This is a genomic window from Micromonospora sp. WMMD1076, from assembly GCF_029581475.1.
GTDB classification, from domain to species: domain Bacteria; phylum Actinomycetota; class Actinomycetes; order Mycobacteriales; family Micromonosporaceae; genus Micromonospora; species Micromonospora aurantiaca.
In genome coordinates this window covers 5395241-5411447 of record NZ_CP120862.1, presented here as the reverse complement: position 1 = coordinate 5411447, position 16207 = coordinate 5395241, and the positions used below count along the sequence as shown (strand labels likewise).

Sequence of the window (16207 nt, the reverse complement as noted above, 5' to 3'; positions counted from 1 at the left end):
ACGGGGAGGTCCGATGCGGCGAGGACTCGGCCGGTGGGCCGTGACAGTGGTGGCGCTGCTCGCGGCGGCCACGCTGACGGCGTGCGGCGAGGAGGAACGGCCGGTCCGGGAGGTCGCTGTGGAACTGCCCACGGCGGCGCCGGCGGACCAGCCGCGGGAGGCACCCGCCGACGCGCCGAGCGAGGAGCCACCGGCGGTCGCGGCGTTGGGCGGACGCCCCAGCCCGAGCGCGTCGGCGAAACCGAAGCCGCGGGCGAAGCCGTCGCGCACGACCACGGCGCCGCTGGCCCGGCCGAAGCCGCCGACCGAGACCCAGGTGCCACCGGCGCCGCCGAAGCCGGCGGACGAGGGCTGCAAGCCGAGCTACCGGGGCACCAAGGCCGGCCAGAGCCAGGTGAAGGCGGCGCTCGCCGACGCCGCGGCGCGCACCTACTGGCCGACCTCGGCGCCGGACATCCGCATCCCGTCGGCACTGATGAAGGCCACCGCCTGGCAGGAGAGCGGGTGGCAGTCCAACATCGTCGCCTGTGACGGCGGGGTCGGGCTGATGCAGGTCATGCCGGCCACTGCGGAGTGGATGAACCAGCGGTTCGGCCAGTCGTACGACATCGACGCCTACCGGGACAACGCCTACCTGGGCGGCACCTACCTGGCCTGGCTGACCAAGTACATCGGCGACATGTACTTCGAGTCCGACTACCGGCTCGACGCCTCGCTGTGCACGAGTGAGTTGAACTCCTGCCTGCTCAACGCCGTGATCGCTGCCTACAACTATGGGCACGGCGCGGTCGCTCGGGAGGACCAGCCGCTGACCGTCCCGAACCCGCAGTACGTGCGCAACGTGCGGGCGCTGATGACCGAGTGCGAGTGCCTGAGCTTCTGAGCGACCGGACGAACGGGCGGGGGCCGGCGCGTACGCCGGCCCCCGCCGGTGTCGTCAGTCCCGCGCGGTGACCGGCTCGGCCGTCGTCGCGGCAGGCGCGTCGGCGTCGCGGGTGATCCGCCCGGGCCACCAGAACCGGTCGCCGAGCAGGAACGCCAGCGCCGGCACCAGGACGGTACGGACCAGCAGCGTGTCCAGCAGCACGCCGATGCAGACGATGATGCCGATCTGGGTGAGCGTGATCAGCGGCAGCACGCCGAGCACCGCGAACACCGCCGCCAGCAGCACGCCCGCGCTGGTGATCACACCGCCGGTGACCCGCAGCGCCGACAGCATGCCGTCGCGGGTGCCGGCGCGGCGCGCGTCCTCCCGGGCCCGGGTGACCAGGAAGATGTTGTAGTCGACGCCGAGCGCCACCAGGAACACGAACGCGAGCAGCAGCACCCCGCTGTCCAGCGCCGGGAAGTCCAGCACGTGGTCGAAGAGCAGCCAGGCCGCGCCCAGGCTGGCGAAGAACGAGCCGATGACTGTGAGCACCAGCAGCAGCGGCGCCAGGAGCCCGCGCAGCAGCAGCACCAGCACCGCGCCGACCAGCAGCAGGATGAGCGGCAGGATCAGCTGGAGATCCTCGGTGTTGGCCTCGTTCGAGTCGTAGGTGGCCGCGACCGAGCCACCGACCAGGGCGCCGTCGGGGGCGTCCGCGCCCTCCACGGCGGGCGGTGCCGAGTCCGGTACGGCGGACACGGCGTCGCGCAGCGCCACCACGGCCCGGTCGGACGCGGCGCTGCCCGGCTCGGCGGTGAGCACCACGTCGATCTGGGCGACCCGGTCCCCGGCGGCGCCGGGCCGCGCCGAGGCGACCCCGTCGACGCCGCTCGCCGCGGCGAGGACCGCCTGGGCGGCCTGCGGGGTGGTGAGCACCGCGACCGGCTGGGTGCTGCCGGCCGGGAACGCCCGGGCGAGCGTCTCGGCTCCGGCGACCGCCTCGGGCTTCTCGCTGAACTGCTCGGTCTCGGACAGCCCGGTACGGATGCCCAGGCCGCCGAGGGCGAGGCCGGCGAGCAGCAGGACGGCGAGCGCGGCGACCGGCAGCGGCCGGCGGACCACCAGCTCGCCGAGGCGGCCCCAGATCCGGCCCTCGCGGGCGGCGCTGCCGACGCGGGGGACGAACGGCCAGAACAGGCCCCGGCCGAACAGCAGCAGCGCGGCGGGGAGCACGAACAGGGCGCAGAGCATGGCGAGGATCACACCGGTGGTGCAGGCCAGGGCGAGCGCCCGGTTGGTCTCCTGCTCGGACAGCAGCAGCGTGAGCACGCCGAGGACGACTGTGCTGCCGCTGGCCAGGATCGGCTCGGCGGTGCGGCGCAGCGCCGAACGCATGGCGGCGAACCGGTCCTCCTCACGGCGCAGCTCCTCGCGGTAGCGGGCGATGAGCAGCAGCGCGTAGTTGGTGGCGGCGCCGAACACCAGCACGCTGGCGATGCCCGTCACCTGCCCGCTGGGCAGGTAGATGCCGAACGCCGGGACGAGGGACTCCACCACGCGCAGCGTGATCTGCTCGGTGGCGCCCACCACCAGCAGCGGCACCAGCCACAGGAACGGGCTGCGGTAGGTGACGAGCAGCAGCACCGCCACCACGGCGGCGGTGACCAGCAGCAGCGTGGTGTCCGCGCCCTGGAACACCTTGCCCAGGTCGGCGGTGAACGCGGGCCCGCCGGTGACCTCGACGGTCAGCTCGCCGGGCAGGTCACCGACCGCCTCGCGGAGCTTCTCCACCTCGTCGACCACCGCCGACGGCCCGCCCTCGGTGGACAGCGGCACCGCGACCAGCGCCACGGTGCCGTCCGGGGAGACCTGGGCGGGAGGCACCCGCCCGCCGGCGGCGAGCGAGCTCAACTCGCCGCCGAGGCCGTCGAGCGTGCTGCGGTCCGCGCGGCCGAGCGGGGCCCGGTCGGCGCGGCTGACCACCACCAGGGCGGTCTGCGCGTCCTTGGAGGGCAACTGCTCCTGGAGCCGCTCGACCTGCGTCGACTGCCACCCCACGGACAGGCCGGTGTCGGAGACGGGCGCCGGATTGTCCGGCTTCGGTAGCCCGAAGGCGACCACGCCGACGACGAGTGCGGCGGCCAGCGTGAGCCAGGCGGCCAGCCGGCCCCGGACGACGCGGGTGAACAGAGACATCCGATGCCCTCACATATTGGTCGCGGGAGATTCTCTCTTAACGAGTATCTTGATGAGCGAGATTATCCGCGGTGGTTCTATGCTGCAACCGGAACTGTTCGACAGGGGGGTGGCGGCAAGCGGTGGCGGCGCACAGGATGTACCGGCGACGTGACGACCCACGCGGGCACATGGTGGCCGACATCACCAACGACCTGCGTCGTTACTCGGTCGACGCGCAGCACATCGGGCACGCGTTCGCCGGGCTGCACGGGCTCAACGCCACCGACCTGTACGCCCTGATCGCGGTCATGGAGGCCGAGCTGGTGGGCGACCCGATCACTCCCGGCCGGCTCGGCGAGGCGCTCAACCTCTCCTCCGGCTCGGTGACCGCGCTGGTCGACCGGCTGGAACGCGGCGGCCACATCCGGCGCGACCGGGACACCGCCGACCGTCGCAAGATCCTCCTGCACTACGCCGACCGCGGCGCGACACTGGCGCAGAGCTTCTTCGGGCCACTGGGCCGCCGTACCGACGAGGTGATGGACCGCTTCAGCGACGACGAGCTCGCAGTGGTGCGCCGGTTCATGGCCGAGATGGTGCACTCCATGCGTACCCACCGGGACGAGATCCGAGCCGCTCCCCGTCGCGGCGACGCCTCCGGCCCGGCCGACTGATCATGCGGCTGGTCACCCGGGCCGCCACCGTGGCACTGCGACTGCCCGCCGCCCGCACCGGGCGGGTCGCCGTCACCCGGGACGTCCCGGTCCGGGTACGCGACGGGGTGACGTTGCGCACGGACCACTACGCGCCCGATCTGCCCGCCGCGCCGTGCGTGCTGATCCGCACCCCGTACGGGCGGGGCGGGCCGGTCCGGCTGCTGGGCCGCCTGATCGCCGAGCGGGGTTTCCACGTGGTGATCCAGTCGTGCCGCGGCACGTTCGGCTCCGGCGGCGAGTTCGCGCCGCTCGTGCACGAGCGCGACGACGGCCTGGACACGCTGGACTGGCTGCGCCGCCAGCCCTGGTGGACCGGCGCGTTCGGCATGTTCGGCGCCAGCTACCAGGGCTTCGTGCAGTGGGCGCTCGCCGCCGAGGCGGGCGACGAGCTGCGCGCGATGGTCGCCGTGGTGACCGCGTCGGGCACCCGCGACTCCACGTACGCGGGGGAGTCGTTCGCCCTGGACACGGTGCTCACCTGGGCCGAGCTGCTCCAGGCGCAGACGGTGCCCTGGCTGGCCCGGCAGTGGGAGCTCAAGCGCGGCCAGCCCCGGCTCGCCCGCGCCCTGGCGCACCTGCCGCTGGCCGAGGCCGACCGGGTCGCCACCGGCGTGACGGTGCCGTTCTTCCAGGAGTGGCTGCGCCACCACACGCCCGACGCCGACTACTGGCGTACCCGGGTCTTCGGCGGCCGGATCGGCGAGGTCCGCGCCCCGGTGGCGATGGTCAGCGGCTGGCAGGACATCTTCCTGCCGGCCCAGCTCGACGACTACGCGCGCCTGCGGGCCGCCGGGGCGCGAACCCGGCTGGTCCTCGGGCCGTGGACGCACGGCAGCCCGGGGTTGCTCCTGGCCTCGCTGCGGGAGGGCCTGGACTGGCTCGACACCCACCTGGCCGGGCGGCCCGGGCCGGTGCGCGCGCCGGTGCGGGTGCACGTCGGCGGCGAAGGCGGCGGCTGGTGTGACCTGCCGGACTGGCCGCCACCGGCAACGTCCGCCCGGTGGCACCTGCGCTCCGCCGGCGGGCTGGCCCCGGAACCGCAGGAGCACGGCGAACCGGACCGGATCTGGTACGACCCGGCCGACCCCACCCCGTCGCTCGGTGGCCCGCTGCTGGTGGCCCAGCGGGCCGGCGCGGTGGACAACCGGCCGGTCGAGGCCCGCCCGGACGTGCTCACCTACACCAGCGAGCCGTTGCGCGACCCGGTCGAGGTGGCCGGGCCGGTACGCGCCGAGATCCACCTGCGCAGCGAACTGTCGTACCTGGACGTGTTCGTGCGTCTGTGCGACGTGGACCGGCGCGGACGCTCCTGGAACGTCTGCGACGGCCTGGTCCGCGTCGAGGCCGGGCGGTTCCCGCGTGATCCGTCCGGAGTGGTCACCGTGCCGGTGACGCTCTGGCCGACGGCGTACCGGTTCGCGTCCGGGCACCGGCTGCGGGTGCAGGTCTCCGGTGGCGCCCACCCCCGCTACGCGCGCAACCCCGGCACCGGTGAGCCGCTCGGCACCGCTGTGACCCTCCGTGCTGGCTGGCGGGAGATCCTCCACGATCGTGAGCATCCCTCGGCGTTGGTGCTGCCGCTCGTGCCGGCAACGTCCACAGCGGGCTGATAGTTCAAAAAACCGCCCCTGAACTGGGCACTTCTGCCTAACCGTGGTTAAGCTCGGAGCAAGTGCCCGGTGCCGTGCAGTTATCCGGCGGGGCGCGTCCGCGGATCGCATGTCATCACGCGGTGTGATTGTCGTGCCCTCGCCGGTCATCGATCGGAAGGGGAGATGCCATGACGTCGGCCCCGGCGAACCTGCTGGCCGTCCGGAACCTGTTACTCACCTACCTCAACGTCGACAAGAACGCCGTACGCGCCGACGACCTGGAGCCGGCGGAGGTCGGCATCGTCGGCGACGTGAACCACCGCGGCGGCTACCACTGCGGCTCCGACCGGGTCGTCACGAACGACTACTCGGTGGTGGAGTCCAGCCGGGACCGGTCCGGGCTCACGTTGTACGCATCAGCGCTGGACGTCGGCACGTTCTCGGTCCGCTCCGGCGGCGGCACGCACAACCTGCGGACCTTCTCCGCCTGGATGGTGGCACAGTGCGCCGCGAACGCGGCCGACACCCGGGACATCCGGGAGATCATCTACTCCCCGGACGGGCGGACGGTGCGCCGCTGGGACCGGCTGGGCCGGCGGACCGGCGGCGACAGCAGCCACCTGTTCCACACCCACTTCAGCTTCTTCCGCGACTCCACAAAGGCGGGGCGGGACCAGACCCCGCTGTTCCGCCGCTACCTCACCGCGATCGGGATGATCGCCGTCGTGAAACCGGAGGACGACATGGAACAGACCGACAAGCTCGTCGGGAACACCGGCTCGAAGAGCCGTACGGTCGGCGACGTCCTGGCCGACCTGCAGAACCTGCGCAACTGGCTCATCTCGCCGGCGAACACCACCGGGCTGGTCAACCCGCCCATGGCGAACTCGCCGTTGCAGCAGATGCTGGCGATGCTGCGCGCCTGGCCGGCACTCGTGGCGCAGGTGAACGAGTTGTCCGGCAAGGACTTCACCGACGAGCAGCAGATCGTCTCCGGAGTGCTGGCCGGGCTGCCGCCGGAGAAGATCGCCGAAGCCATCCCGCCGCAGATCGCCCGGGACGTGGCCGACGAGTTGTCCCGCCGGCTGACCGCCTGACCGCCTGGCGCCGCGACAGTCGTGTCGCGGCGCCTCGGTCCGGCCCATTACGCAAGAGTTGTTGCGCAACAGCTCTTGCGAATGCCATACTCGCCGGATGGAACAGTTAACCGTCCGGCAGGTCACCGACTCGCGGGTGCTCGCCGCGCTCGCCCACCAGACGCGCCGCCGGCTCATGGACGTGCTCAAGGTCTACGGCCCGTGCACGGTCGGCATGCTCGCCGAGCACACCGGCCAGGCGCCGGCGAACGTGAGCCACCACCTCAAGGTGCTCGCCGCCGCGGACCTGCTGGTCGAGGCGCCCGAGCTGGCCCGCGACCGCCGGGAACGCTGGTGGCGGCTACGCGACCGGGGGGTGCGCTGGTCCAACAGCGACTTCGACGACGACCCGGCGGCCCGGGTGGTCGCCGACGCGGCCAGCTCACTCAACCTGGAGCGGCACGCCGAGCTGGTCCGCGCCTGGCAGGCGGCGCCCGACGCGGCGCACACGGCGTGGGGCGACGGGCCGTTCAGCACCGACAAGTGGCTCCACCTGACCCCGGACGAGCTGGCCGAACTCAGTCGCGAGGTGATCGAGCTGCTGGCCCGGTGGGCCGACCGGACGGTGCCCGACGACGGGCAGCGCCGCGAGCCGGTCTTCGTGTTCGCCCACGGCGTCCCGGGCCGGCCGTGACCGCCCCCGCGCGGACGTCCGGCCCGGTCGACGCGCCGCCCGGCGGGCTGTTCCGGCACCGCGACTTCCGGCTGCTCTGGACCGCCCACACGGTCAGCGCCATGGGCAACAACATGACCGTCGTGGCGCTACCGCTGGTCGCGGTCGCGGTGCTCGACGCGACCACGTTCCAGGTGGCGGTGCTCACCGCGGCGGCGTGGCTGCCGTGGCTGCTCGCCGGCCTGCCGGTCGGGGCCTGGGTCGACCGCGTCCGCCGCCGGCCCGTGATGATCGCCGCCGACCTGGCCGCCGCCGCGCTGTTCGCGAGCGTGCCGGTGGCCGCCCTGCTCGGCCTGCTCACCGTCGGTCACCTGCTGGTCGTGGCGCTCGGCGCCGGACTGGCCCGGGTCTTCTTCGAGACCGCCGACCAGGTCTACCTGCCCACGCTGCTGAGTCCCGGGCAGGTGCCCGAGGCCAACGCCCGGCTGCACGCCACCCAGACCGCGAGCTACCTGGTCGGGCCCGGGCTGGCCGGCCTGGTCGCCCAGCTCGTCGGTGCGGTGGCCGCGGTGGCGCTGGACGCGCTGAGCTTCCTGCTCTCCGCGCTGTGCCTGCGCCGCATCCGCGCGGCCGAACCCCGGCCGCACCGTCCAGCCGGGACGGCGTCGCTGCGCCGCGAGGTCGCCGACGGGCTGCGATTCGTCGTCCGCGACCCGTACCTGCGGGTGCTGACGATCTTCGGGGCGGCCAGCAACATCGGGCTCGCCGGTTACCAGGCCGTGCTCGTGGTGTTCCTGGTCCGCTCGGCCGAGCTGCCCGCCGGGCTGGTCGGCCTCCTGATCGGACTCGCCAGCCTCGGCGGCGTGATCGGCGCCGCGCTGGCCGCGCGCCTGTCCCGGCGGCTCGGCAGCGCCCGTACGCTGCTGGTCGCCGGCGCCCTCACCGGCCCGCCCGCGCTGCTGATCCCGCTCGCCGGCCCCGGCGCGCGCACCGGCTGGCTGGTGCTCGGCGGGAGCCTGGTGAGCCTCGGCGTCGCCGTCGGCAACGTGGTCAAGGGCAGCTTCCGGCAGACGTACACGCCGCACCGGCTGCTCGGCCGCGTCACGGTGAGCATGCAGCTGCTCAACTACGGGACGATTCCGCTGGCCGCCCTGATCGCCGGGGCGCTGGGCGCGGCGTGGGGGCCGGGCGGCGCGATCCGGGCGATGACCGTCTGGCTGGCGCTGACCCCGCTGATCCTGCTGGCCGGGCCACTACGGAAACGGCGCGACCTGCCGGCCGCGCCGTCCTGAGGATGCACTGCGGCGGCGGTCGGAGCCCGACCGCCGCCACCGGCACGCGTTACATCGGACGAACGTTGTCCGCCTGCGGGCCCTTCTGCCCCTGGGTCACCTCGAACTCGACCTTCTGGCCCTCGTTCAGCTCGCGGTAGCCACTGCTCTGGATGGCCGAGTAGTGGACGAACACGTCCGGGCCTCCGCCGTCCTGCTCGATGAAGCCGAAGCCCTTTTCCGAGTTGAACCACTTGACCGTGCCGGTTGCCATGCGTCTCTCCCTGTTCAATGCGAGCGAGCACCGGCTCCCCGGCCGGTGATCGCCCTGTACCACCCTGACAGTAACCGCCCGGACCGGAATCCGCTGCCGGAAGCGCGCGGCGCGCCCGTGAATACGTGCGCGACCGGAAAAAGACCCCGCCGTCGGGCCGGGCACGGCATGCTTGCCCCGATGAGCAGGCAGACGGCTCTGGCCGACCTGGAGCAGGAGATCGCGGCGCCCGGCGGGGGCCCGGACCGCCTGCGCCTGGTCGGTACGCCGTTCGTGCCGGAGGTGCGCCTGTACCTGGCCGAGGACGCCATCCTGTGGTGGGCCCGGATGGAGGCCGCCGCCGGGCGGTCGCTGCCGCCGCCGTACTGGGCGTCGGTCTGGGCCGGTGGCCAGGCGCTCGCCCGGCACCTGCTGGACCACCCCGAGCTGGCCGCCGGGCGGCGGGTGCTCGACCTGGGCGCCGGATCGGGGCTCGTCGCCATCGCCGCCGCGCTCGCCGGGGCCGACCAGGTCATCGCCAACGACATCGACCCGTACGCGGTGGCGGCGGTCACAGTCAACGCCCGGGCCAACCGGGTCCGGGTGACGGCCGACGGCGCCGACCTGCTCGACGGGGTGCCCGGCGCCGACCTGCTGGTGGCCGGGGACGCGCTCTACGACGCGGGCCTGGCCGCCCGGGTCCTGCCCTACCTGCGACGGTGCGCCGCACACGGCGTGCAGGTGCTGGTCGGTGACCCGGACCGGGGCCACCTGCCGCCGGACGGGCTGGAACTGGTGGCGAGCTATCCGGTGCCGACCACCGAACCCTCGGTCGACTCCCCGGTACGCCGGGTGCAGGTGCTCCGGCCCCGATGAGCCGGCCGACCCTAGGGGTCTCCCCGGCCGGGTGTCGGGGACCACTGGGGGATCATGCCCGATGTGCGGGCGTGCCGCCGCCGCATAGCGTGCAGCTCATGAACGAACTCGTGGCCGCCGCCGGTGAGCTGCCCACCACCCTGTTGATGGGGCTGCTCGGCGTGGTCATGCTCGCCGACGCCGTACCCCTGATCGGGGTGCTGGTGCCCGGCGACGCCGCGGTCCTGGCCGCGGTCGGCGCGGGTCGTCCGGCCGGTGGGGCGCTCACCGTCGCGGCGGTGGTCGCGGGCTGCCTGGCCGGCTGGTCGCTGAGCTTCTTCGCCGGCCGGCGCTGGGGCGGGCGGCTGCGGGACAGCCGGGTGGGCGGCTGGATCGGCGAGTCCCGCTGGGCCGCCGCCGAGGCGCTGCTGCACCGCGGCGGCGGACGGATCGTGCTGGTGGCGCCGTTCCTGCCGGTGTTCAACGCGCTGCTGCCGCTGGCCGCGGGCGGGCTGCGGATGTCGTACCGGCGGTTCGTGGTCTGCGCGGCGGCCGGGGCGACCGCGTGGGCCGGGCTCTACGTGGCGCTGGGGCTCGCCGCGCGGGCGCTGACCGGCCTGCTGCCCGGGGCGCTCAACCCCACGGTGCTGACCATGGCGGTCGGGCTGCTGCTGGCCGGCCCGGTGCTGCTCGCCACCCGGCGCCGGCTGCGGGCGGTCACCGCCTGAGCACGCCCGGCCCGGCCGCCACGGGGGAGGCCGGGCCGGGCGTGCTCACCAGCCGCGAGCGCGCCACTGCGGCACCGCGGGCCGCTCGGCGCCGATGGTGCTGTCCTTGCCGTGGCCCGGGTAGAACCAGGTGTCGTCCGGCAGCCGGTCGAACAGCCTGGCCTCGACGTCGTCGATGAGCCGGCCGAAGCGCTCCGGATCCTGGTCGGTGTTTCCCACGCCACCCGGGAAGAGGGAGTCCCCGGTGAAGAGGTGCGGGGTGCCGGCCGGGTCGCGGTAGAGCAGCGCGATCGAGCCCGGCGTGTGCCCGCGCAGGTGGATGACCTCCAGCCCGCAGTCACCGACCGGCACCGTGTCGCCGTCGTCGAGCCGCTCGGCCTCGATGGGCAGGCCCTCGGCGTCGTCGGCGTGCACCAGCGCGCGCGCCCCGGTCTTGGCCACCACCTCCTCCAGCGCGACCCAGTGGTCCATGTGCTGGTGGGTGGTCACCACGGCGGCCAGCCCGCCGTCGCCGACCAGCTCCAGCAGGCGCGGCGCCTCGTTCGCGGCGTCGATCAGCACCTGCTCGCCGGTGGCGTTGCAGCGCAGCAGATAGGCGTTGTTGTCCATCGGGCCCACCGACAGCTTGGTGACGGTGAGCCGGTCGAGCTCGCGCACGGCCGGCGGACCGCCGGGCGTGACGTCTCCGGTGTAGGTCATGACGATGTTCAGATCCATTCCGGTGGGTTCGGCAGGGGGCCGTCGGGTTCGACGGTGAGCAGCTCGCCCGCGCCCCGGCCGGTCAGCCAGGCGGCGAGTTCCGGCGCGGGGCCGGTGACAGTGGGCGCCCCCTCCGGGTCACCCACGACGAGTTCGGACGCCGCGCCGTCGAAACGCAGCACCACGGCCGGCGCGGCGGGGTTGGCGGCCATCCCGGTCACCACCTCGTGCAGCAGCCGCTGGGCGAACGCCTCCGGCCAGTCCGCGGGTCGGTAACCGGCCGCCAGGTCGACGTGGTGCACCTCGACCTCGCGCAGCCGCCCCCAGACCAGCATCGCCGCCGGCCACGGGCCGCGCCGGGTGTGCACCGTGGCGCCCCAGGCGTCCACGGGCATCGCCGCGACAGCCGCGTCGAAGCGCTGGCCGCTGCGGCGTACGTCGTCCAGCAGGCCGGCCGGGCCGCGGTCGGCGCCGGCGTCGATGTCGTCGGCGCGGGCCTGCGCCGAGGCGTACATCGGGATCTCCTCGCCGGTACGTGCCGAGGTGAGCAGGTTGACGAACCCGTCGGCGTTGCGGGCCAGGTGGGTGAGCACGTGCGCGCGGGTCCAGCCCGGCAGCAGCGAGGGCGCCGCGACGTCCGCGGCGGTCAGACCGGACACGGTACGCAGCAGCCGGTCGTTCGCCTCGGCCAGCGCGCCGGTCAGCAGCAGGGGGTCGGCGGTCATCGCGTTCTCACCCGTCCGACCCTAGCGGGCCGGACCGGGCCGTGCCCGGGGGGAAATCGCTTTCGGCGCGTCGGCGTGCCACCTACCGTCGGGGCCGACGACATCGGGCCGGCGCCGGACGCGCCGGGCTCCACGTGGTCGAGTACGCGGCACCGGGAGCCGGAGGGGAGGTGGTGTGCATGCCGGTCGCAGCGCGTGTGTTCCGCCGTACCTCCCCTCGACACCGATGAGGACACCATGACTCTCGATCTGACCGCCCTCGGCTGGGACGCCGGCTGGGCGGCCCATCTCGACCGGCGCGCCGGCCACCGTCCCGGGCGGGTCGCCCGGGTGGACCGGGGCGTCTGCACCGTGCTGTGCCCGCAGGGGCCGGTGCGGGCCAGCCTCGGCGGCGGCGTGCTGTCCGCCGCCGCCCGCGACCTGACCGCGCTGCCCTGCGCGGGTGACTGGGTGCTGCTGTCCACCTGGCCGGACGGCCCGGTCACGGTGGAGGCGGTGCTGCCGCGGCGTACCGCGCTGGTGCGGCGCACCGCCGGCAAGGACGCCAGCGGCCAGGTGCTGGCCGCCAACCTCGACACCGCCGCGGTGGTCGAGCCGGTGCACCCGGAACCGGACGCCGCGCGGATCGAACGGCTGCTCTCCCTGGCGCACGAGTCCGGGGCGGAGCCGCTCGTCGTGCTCACCAAGGCCGACCTGGCCGCCGACCCGGCGGCGGTGGCCCGGCAGCTGGCCGACCTCGCGCCGGGGGTGCCGGTGCTGCCGGTCAGCGCGGAGCGGGGCACCGGCCTGGCGCCGCTGCGCCGGCACGTCGCCCCGGGGCGCACGCTCGGCCTGCTCGGCCCCTCCGGGGCCGGCAAGTCGAGCCTGGTCAACGCGCTGGCCGGGGCGGACGTGATGCGCACCCAGGCGATCCGCCGGGTCGACGGCAAGGGCCGGCACACCACCACCTGGCGGTCGCTGGTGCCGCTGCCGGGTGGGGGAGCGGTGCTGGACACCCCGGGCGTACGGGCGGTCGGCCTGCTCGACGGCGCGGCCGGGCTGGACCGGGCGTTCGCCGACATCACCGAGCTGGCCGCCGGCTGCCGGTACGCCGACTGCGCCCACGACGCCGAGCCGGGCTGCGCGGTGCGGGCCGCGCTGGACGACGGCGAACTGCCGGTGCGCCGCTGGGAGAGCTGGCGCCGGTTGCAGCGGGAGATCGAGCACGAGAGCGGTCGCCGCGCGGCCCGGCTGGCGGCCGAACGGCGGGGCGGCCGGCGGGCCGGGCGGCGACGCACCGGACGTCCGGCGACCCCGCCCGCTCCCGGGGCATTCTGAGCCGGCCCGGGCCGGTCGGGTGGACCTGCGTGGTTCGCGCCCGACCGGCCTGAGCTGGGGGAATGTTCGCGCGACGGAAGTTGTCATACGCCGGGGCTAGAGTTGCCGAGGCGTGTTTTCTGCGCCCCGACAACCTGTGAAAACCACCCAGACCCGGCGTCTGGTGCACAGATCCGCCTCATATTCTTCTTCCGGGAGCACACGCACCGTGGCCGACCGACTGATCATCCGTGGCGCGCGCGAGCACAACCTGCGTGACGTCAGTCTCGACCTGCCCCGGGACGCCCTGATCGTCTTCACCGGGCTCTCCGGTTCGGGCAAGTCGAGCCTGGCGTTCGACACCATCTTCGCCGAGGGGCAGCGCCGCTACGTCGAGTCGCTGTCGTCGTACGCCCGGCAGTTCCTCGGGCAGATGGACAAGCCCGACGTCGACTTCATCGAGGGCCTCAGTCCCGCCGTCTCCATCGACCAGAAGTCCACCTCGCGCAACCCGCGCTCCACAGTCGGCACGATCACCGAGGTCTACGACTACCTCCGCCTGCTGTTCGCGCGCATCGGCGAGCCGCACTGCCCGATCTGCGGCGAGCGGATCTCCAAGCAGAGCCCGCAGCAGATCGTCGACCGGGTCCTGGCCATGGCCGAGGGCACCCGGTTCATGGTGCTCGCGCCCGTGGTGCGCGGCCGCAAGGGCGAGTACGTCGACCTGTTCGCCGAACTCCAGGCCAAGGGCTACGCCCGCGCCCGGGTCGACGGCGTGGTGCACCCGCTGACCGAGCCGCCGAAGCTCAAGAAGCAGGAGAAGCACACCATCGAGGTGGTGATCGACCGGCTCAGCGTCAAGCCGGGAGCCAAGCAGCGGCTGACCGACTCGGTCGAGGCCGCGCTCGGCCTGTCCGGCGGCCTGGTGCTGCTCGACTTCGTCGACCTGCCGGAGGACGACCCGGCCCGGGAACGCCGCTACTCCGAGCACCTGGCCTGCCCGAACGACCACCCGCTCGCCATCGAGGACCTGGAACCCCGGGTCTTCTCCTTCAACGCCCCGTACGGGGCCTGCCCGGAGTGCACCGGCCTCGGCACCAAGAAGGAGGTGGACCCGGAGCTGGTCATCCCCGACCCGGAGCGCACGCTGCGCGAGGGCGCGATCCAGCCCTGGGCCACCGGGCACAACCTCGAATACTTCCTGCGGCTGCTGGAGGCGCTCGGCGAGGCCGAGCACTTCGACATCGACACGCCGTGGCGGGCGCTGCCGTCGCGGGCGCAGAAGACGATCCTGCACGGCTCCGACGACCAGGTGCACGTGCGCTACCGCAACAAGTACGGCCGCGAGCGCTCCTACTACACCGGCTTCGAGGGCGTGGTGCAGTGGATCGAGCGGCGGCACACCGACACCGAGTCGGAGTGGTCCCGGGACAAGTACGAGGGCTACATGCGGGACGTGCCCTGCGCGGCCTGCGGCGGCACCCGGCTCAAGCCGGAGGTGCTCGCTGTCACCCTGGCCGGCAAGAGCATCGCCGAGGTCTGCAACCTCTCCGTCGGCGAGGCGGCCGACCTGCTCGCCGGCATCGAGCTGACCGACCGGCAGAAGATGATCGCCGAGCGGGTCCTCAAGGAGATCAACGCCCGGCTGAAGTTCCTGCTCGACGTCGGCCTGGACTACCTCTCGCTGGACCGCCCGGCCGGCACGCTCTCCGGCGGTGAGGCCCAGCGCATCCGGCTGGCCACCCAGATCGGCTCCGGCCTGGTCGGCGTGCTCTACGTGCTCGACGAGCCGTCGATCGGCCTGCACCAGCGGGACAACCACCGGCTCATCGAGACGCTGCTGCGGCTGCGCGGCCTGGGCAACACGCTGATCGTGGTCGAGCACGACGAGGACACCATCCGGGTGGCGGACTGGATCGTCGACATCGGCCCGGGCGCGGGCGAGCACGGCGGCGAGATCGTGCACAGCGGGTCGGTGCCGGCGCTGCTCGACAACACCGAGTCGGTCACCGGGGCGTACCTGGCCGGGCGGAAGTCCATCCCGACGCCGGCCGCCCGCCGGCCGCAGACCCCCGGGCGCGAGCTGGTGGTGCACGGCGCGCGCGAGCACAACCTGCGCAACCTCACCGTGAGCTTCCCGCTCGGCCAGCTCATCGCGGTCACCGGCGTGAGCGGCTCGGGCAAGTCGACGCTGGTCAACGACATCCTCTACACCGTGCTGGCCAACCAGATCAACGGCGCCCGGCTGGTGCCCGGCCGGCACACGCGGATCACCGGCCTGGAGAACGTGGACAAGGTCGTCGGCGTGGACCAGTCGCCGATCGGGCGGACGCCGCGCTCCAACCCCGCCACGTACACCGGTGTCTGGGACCACATCCGCAAGCTGTTCGCCGAGACCACCGAGGCCAAGGTCCGCGGGTACGGCCCGGGCCGGTTCTCGTTCAACGTCAAGGGCGGGCGCTGCGAGGCGTGCTCCGGCGACGGCACCATCAAGATCGAGATGAACTTCCTGCCGGACGTGTACGTCCCCTGCGAGGTGTGCAAGGGCGCGCGCTACAACCGCGAGACGCTCGAGGTGCACTACAAGGGCAGGACGGTCGCCGAGGTGCTGGACATGCCGATCGAGGAGGCGGCCGAGTTCTTCTCCGCCATCCCGGCCATCCACAGGCACCTCAGGACGCTCGTCGACGTCGGCCTCGGCTACGTCCGCCTCGGCCAGCCCGCGCCGACGCTGTCCGGCGGCGAGGCACAGCGCGTCAAGCTCGCCTCCGAACTCCAGAAGCGCTCCACCGGCCGCACCGTCTACGTGCTCGACGAGCCCACCACCGGCCTGCACTTCGAGGACATCCGCAAGCTGCTGATGGTGCTGGAGGGCCTGGTCGACAAGGGCAACACGGTCATCACCATCGAGCACAACCTCGACGTGATCAAGACGGCCGACTGGCTCATCGACATGGGCCCCGAGGGAGGCCACCGGGGCGGCACCGTGCTCGCCACCGGCACGCCGGAGGAGGTCGCCGAGGTGCCGGAGAGCCACACCGGGCAGTTCCTGCGGCCGATCCTCAAGCTCGACGGCGAGGCCAAGGGCGCCAAGGCGGCCACCACCCGGGCGGCCAAGGCCAACGGCAGCGCCAAGTCGCGGACCCGCAAGGTCCCCGCCGGGGCGCGCTGACCCATCCGGTACGCGTTCTCGCAGGCCGGGCCGTCGGTGCCCGGTTTGTGACGCGCCAGTATGAACCGTGCCCCACGCTGGTGCGTGTTTCCGCTGTAAGCCGAG

14 protein-coding genes are annotated in these 16207 nt (G+C 73.5%); 10 read left to right on the top strand and 4 right to left on the bottom strand.

What is annotated here, in order from left to right:
- Positions 1–13 precede the first annotated feature (13 nt).
- Entirely contained in the window at positions 14–883 is an 870-nt protein-coding gene (locus O7622_RS24300; RefSeq protein WP_282310497.1) for a transglycosylase SLT domain-containing protein, read from the top strand.
- 54 nt (positions 884–937) lie between these two features.
- Here the strand turns inward: O7622_RS24300 and O7622_RS24295 are convergent, their stop codons facing one another.
- The gene (locus O7622_RS24295; RefSeq protein WP_282310496.1) at positions 938–3064 is read right to left on the bottom strand and encodes an efflux RND transporter permease subunit; all 2127 of its coding nucleotides are present in this window, start codon (positions 3062–3064) and stop codon (positions 938–940) included.
- A gap of 137 nt (positions 3065–3201) precedes the next feature.
- Between O7622_RS24295 and O7622_RS24290 the strand changes: the two genes are divergently transcribed.
- From O7622_RS24290 to O7622_RS24270, 5 genes are all read left to right on the top strand, one after another.
- Positions 3202–3720, top strand: a complete 519-nt coding sequence (locus O7622_RS24290) for a MarR family transcriptional regulator (protein ID WP_282310495.1) — start codon at positions 3202–3204, stop codon at positions 3718–3720.
- A complete protein-coding gene (locus O7622_RS24285) occupies positions 3717–5372 on the top strand; it encodes a CocE/NonD family hydrolase (protein ID WP_282314212.1) in 1656 nt (551 codons plus the stop codon). The genes O7622_RS24290 and O7622_RS24285 overlap by 4 nt, the downstream gene beginning before the upstream one ends.
- 170 nt (positions 5373–5542) lie before the next feature.
- Entirely contained in the window at positions 5543–6451 is a 909-nt protein-coding gene (locus tag O7622_RS24280) for a hypothetical protein (protein ID WP_282310494.1), read from the top strand.
- 97 nt (positions 6452–6548) lie between these two features.
- A complete protein-coding gene (locus O7622_RS24275; RefSeq protein ID WP_282310493.1) occupies positions 6549–7124 on the top strand; it encodes a metalloregulator ArsR/SmtB family transcription factor in 576 nt (191 codons plus the stop codon).
- Positions 7121–8395, top strand: coding sequence for an MFS transporter (locus tag O7622_RS24270; protein WP_282310492.1), 1275 nt, complete (start codon positions 7121–7123; stop codon positions 8393–8395). The genes O7622_RS24275 and O7622_RS24270 overlap by 4 nt, the downstream gene beginning before the upstream one ends.
- Before the next feature lie 49 nt (positions 8396–8444).
- Here O7622_RS24270 and O7622_RS24265 read toward each other — a convergent pair whose 3' ends face one another.
- A complete protein-coding gene (locus O7622_RS24265) occupies positions 8445–8648 on the bottom strand; it encodes a cold-shock protein (protein ID WP_013287480.1) in 204 nt (67 codons plus the stop codon).
- Positions 8649–8828: 180 nt separating this feature from the next.
- Between O7622_RS24265 and O7622_RS24260 the strand changes: the two genes are divergently transcribed.
- On the top strand, positions 8829–9503 hold the full coding sequence (locus O7622_RS24260) for a 50S ribosomal protein L11 methyltransferase (RefSeq protein ID WP_282310491.1): 675 nt from the start codon (positions 8829–8831) through the stop codon (positions 9501–9503).
- Between the two features lie 98 nt (positions 9504–9601).
- The gene (locus O7622_RS24255) at positions 9602–10210 is read left to right on the top strand and encodes a VTT domain-containing protein (RefSeq protein ID WP_282310490.1); all 609 of its coding nucleotides are present in this window, start codon (positions 9602–9604) and stop codon (positions 10208–10210) included.
- A 45-nt stretch (positions 10211–10255) separates the two neighbouring features.
- Here the strand turns inward: O7622_RS24255 and O7622_RS24250 are convergent, their stop codons facing one another.
- Both O7622_RS24250 and O7622_RS24245 read right to left on the bottom strand, forming a co-directional pair.
- Positions 10256–10909: an MBL fold metallo-hydrolase gene (locus O7622_RS24250; RefSeq protein ID WP_282310489.1), complete on the bottom strand. Its 654-nt coding sequence runs from the start codon at positions 10907–10909 to the stop codon at positions 10256–10258.
- 8 nt (positions 10910–10917) lie between these two features.
- Positions 10918–11634 carry a maleylpyruvate isomerase family mycothiol-dependent enzyme gene (locus tag O7622_RS24245; protein WP_282310488.1) on the bottom strand — a complete coding sequence of 239 codons (717 nt, stop codon included), beginning with the start codon at positions 11632–11634 and terminating at the stop codon, positions 10918–10920.
- Positions 11635–11871: 237 nt separating this feature from the next.
- Here O7622_RS24245 and rsgA point away from each other — a divergent pair, with 237 nt between their 5' ends.
- Together rsgA and uvrA are read left to right on the top strand one after the other, a co-directional pair.
- Positions 11872–12951, top strand: a complete 1080-nt coding sequence (gene rsgA / locus O7622_RS24240) for a ribosome small subunit-dependent GTPase A (RefSeq protein ID WP_282310487.1) — start codon at positions 11872–11874, stop codon at positions 12949–12951.
- A gap of 208 nt (positions 12952–13159) precedes the next feature.
- The gene (gene uvrA / locus O7622_RS24235) at positions 13160–16102 is read left to right on the top strand and encodes an excinuclease ABC subunit UvrA (protein ID WP_282310486.1); all 2943 of its coding nucleotides are present in this window, start codon (positions 13160–13162) and stop codon (positions 16100–16102) included.
- Positions 16103–16207 lie beyond the last annotated feature (105 nt).